4 protein-coding genes are annotated in these 2,886 nt (G+C 57.5%); 1 reads left to right on the top strand and 3 read right to left on the bottom strand.

The genetic code is table 11. The features are described from left to right. Positions 1-703, top strand: a 703-nt coding sequence (locus ACF8AM_RS22015; protein ID WP_392557718.1) for a site-specific tyrosine recombinase, incomplete at its 5' end; no start/stop codon positions are given. A 19-nt stretch (positions 704-722) separates the two neighbouring features. Here the strand turns inward: ACF8AM_RS22015 and ACF8AM_RS22010 are convergent. The 3 genes from ACF8AM_RS22010 to ACF8AM_RS22000 form a co-directional block, all read right to left on the bottom strand. Next, positions 723-1,901 carry a beta-ketoacyl-ACP synthase III gene (locus ACF8AM_RS22010; RefSeq protein ID WP_392557717.1) on the bottom strand — a complete coding sequence of 393 codons (1,179 nt, stop codon included), beginning with the start codon at positions 1,899-1,901 and terminating at the stop codon, positions 723-725. Between the two features lie 202 nt (positions 1,902-2,103). Next, the gene (locus tag ACF8AM_RS22005) at positions 2,104-2,421 is read right to left on the bottom strand and encodes an HU family DNA-binding protein (protein ID WP_047813421.1); all 318 of its coding nucleotides are present in this window, start codon (positions 2,419-2,421) and stop codon (positions 2,104-2,106) included. 173 nt (positions 2,422-2,594) lie between these two features. Then, positions 2,595-2,886, bottom strand: a 292-nt coding sequence (locus ACF8AM_RS22000) for a hypothetical protein (protein WP_392557716.1), incomplete at its 5' end; no start/stop codon positions are given.

Below are 2,886 nucleotides of genomic sequence, written 5' to 3'. Positions count from 1 at the left end.
ACTGGCCCCCGCGTCCATCTCGCGAGCGATCGTGGCGATCCGAACCTTCTTCAAGTACTTGCAGCTCGAAGGCATCACGGTCGACAACCCAGCCGAATTGCTGGCCACGCAGAAGGCTTGGCAGCGGATGCCGGGCGTGCTGTCGCCCAACGAAGTCGAAGCGTTTCTCTCCGCAGTCAAAAAGTCCGACTCGTTCTGGCAGCGAGACCGAGCGTTGCTCGAGGTGCTCTACGCCACCGGTTGCCGAGCCTCCGAGGTCTGCACCCTCCGCGTTCGCGATCTCACGCTGGAAGAACGCACCCTTCGCTGTCACGGGAAAGGCGACAAGCAACGCATGGTCCCCGTTGGCGGTCGCGCGATTCAGGCAATCCAACTTTATCTCGAAGAGAGCCGGCATCTGCTAGCAGACCGAAATCCCGGCCAAGTCGACGAACTGTTTCTTTCCAGAAGCGGCAAAGCACTGGACCGAATCCAACTCTGGCGCCTGGTCAAACGCTATGCCAACCGAGCCGGAATCTCTGACGAGATCAGCCCGCACAGTCTGCGTCACAGCTTCGCGACACACTTGCTAGCTGGTGGCGCCGACCTCCGCCAAGTTCAAGAAATGCTGGGACACGCCAGCATTCAAACCACCCAAATCTACACGCACGTCGAACACTCGCGACTGCAACGCGTCCACCGAGAATTTCATCCGCGGGCGTGAACGCCACCAATCCAAGGGACTACCAACGCAGCAGCGCGGTGCCCCAAGCCAAACCCGCACCAAACCCGCACAGCAGCAACAGGTCACCTTCTTTCAAGCGTCCCTCGCGAGCGGCTTCGTCCAATGCCAGCGGGATGCTCGCTCCCGACGTGTTGCCGTACTTGTCGAGATTCACAAACACCTTCTCAGGCGACACGTTCAGATCCGACACAGCGGAATCAATGATTCGCTGGTTGGCTTGGTGCAAGACAACCAAGCTCAGTTGATCAGACGAAACATTGGCCGCATTCAAAACATCCTTGGCACTCTCGTCAAAGATTCGCACTGCCCACTTGAACACACCACGGCCGTCCATCTGCAAGTAGCGACTGGCCGCAGGATCGGTGCCTGATACGATTGGCGTTCGCGAACCACCAGCCGGGATGCACAGCATCTCGCCGCCGCATCCTTCACTGCCGAGTTGATAAGCCAACAACCCATCGGTTTGGATGCCAGAGCCACTGGAGTCACTCTCGCCATCGCTGGACTGGCCGTCATCCTCGTTGGAAGGAACCAACAAAGCCGCCCCCGCCGCATCACCAAACAACGGGTAGGTTTTTTTGTCCTCGGGATCCACCGTGCGGCTCATCAAGTCCGCGCCAATGACCAACACGTTTTGAGCGTTGCCGTTGGAAACGAACTGCGCTCCAGTAACCAACGCGTACATGAATCCAGCACAGGCCGCGCCCACATCCATCGCAGGGGCGACCGCGCCGAGTCGGCGTTGCAGATGGCATGCCGTCGAAGGCGTGGGATGATCTGGAGTGATTGTGGCAACCAGGATCAAATCAATCTCGTCGATCGAGACCTCGGCATTCTCGAGACAGCGAAGAGCGGCTTCGTAACAAAGGTCGCTGGTCGCTTGCTCGGGTTCCGCATGCCGACGTTGCCGGATGCCGGTGCGACGAACAATCCAGTCGCTGTCGCAACCCAAAGCAGCCAAGTCTTCGTTGGTAACAATTCGCTCGGGAACGTACGATCCAGTTCCGGCGACCCGAACCCCTTTCAATTTGCCCATCCGGCCGCGAGTGGCCTTCTGTTGGGGCATCGATTCGGGACCAGTTTCGAGTGGGGCGTTCGTCGATTCGGCGGGAGATTCTTCGTTCACAGTTTTCGCGGCCACATCGGAAGCGGTCGCGTTCGAGGAGGTTTCGATCATGTTGCCGCCGAGAAAAGATCACGGATGAAAAGTGGGTGAAGTATAGCGGGATTGCGTCTCGCTGGCATCCCGATCACAGACCGGGCGAAGACCAAAGGAAGCGTTTGTCTGATTTAATCAAAGCACAAACGAAAACTGCCCCGCAACGCAGATCGCGTTGCAGGGCAGCCATTTCTTACTTCGAAGGAAGCTGATCCCTCGATCAGATCATTTCCTTCAGGCCCTTCAGTGGGCGGATGGTCAGCTTCTTGCTGGCGGGCTTAGGAGCCAACCAGATTTCTTCGCCGTTCGCAGGATTGCGACCTTTTCGCTTTGGCTTGGCAGGAACATCTTTCAAGACGATCTTGCAAAGACCTGGGATAGCGAATTGTCCAGGGCCACCCTTTTGCAGCGACTTCTCGATTTCACCGGCCAACGAGTCGAGGACAGCAGCAACGTCTTTTTTGGTCAGTTCGGTCTCTTCTGCAATGTTGGCGATGATTTGAGTCTTCGTCGGTGGTTTGGGCGGTACTTTGGCCATGAGCGGCACCTGCAAAAATGGGTGAACTAAATAGTAAGTAGGAGTTAGAACGTTGGGATTCCCCTCCGATGCGGCACAAGTGTTATGTCTCGCATGGTCCGGCCGCAACCCTTCCAAAGGCCGAAAACACCGTGATTTTCAGCCTTTTTCGGTTTTTGAGGGCCGAATCAGGGTCAGTTTACCTCAGAAGTGCCTGTCAAGACCTCATCCACGGCTTCGCCGAGCAACTGAGGCTGCCCCGTGATGCCGCTGGCAACCACCTCTTCGGCGTCCGAAATCCGGGTCAAACCGGTGCTGACATCGGGCATCGCAGCATCAATTTGGCTGGCTTCATCGGCCCCCGCGACCACTTTTTCAGAGTCGTCCGAAAGGACTTCAACGGGCTCGCCAGCCGGTTCCACGCTGCTCTGAATTCGCGTGGTTCCGAGCTCACTCACGGGCACTGTCGCGTCGGCAACTGTCACG

Source organism: Rhodopirellula sp. JB055 (assembly GCF_043100905.1).
Lineage (GTDB): Bacteria > Planctomycetota > Planctomycetia > Pirellulales > Pirellulaceae > Rhodopirellula.
Note: the sequence above shows the minus strand (reverse complement) of the source record. Positions and strands in the feature narration are given on the sequence as shown.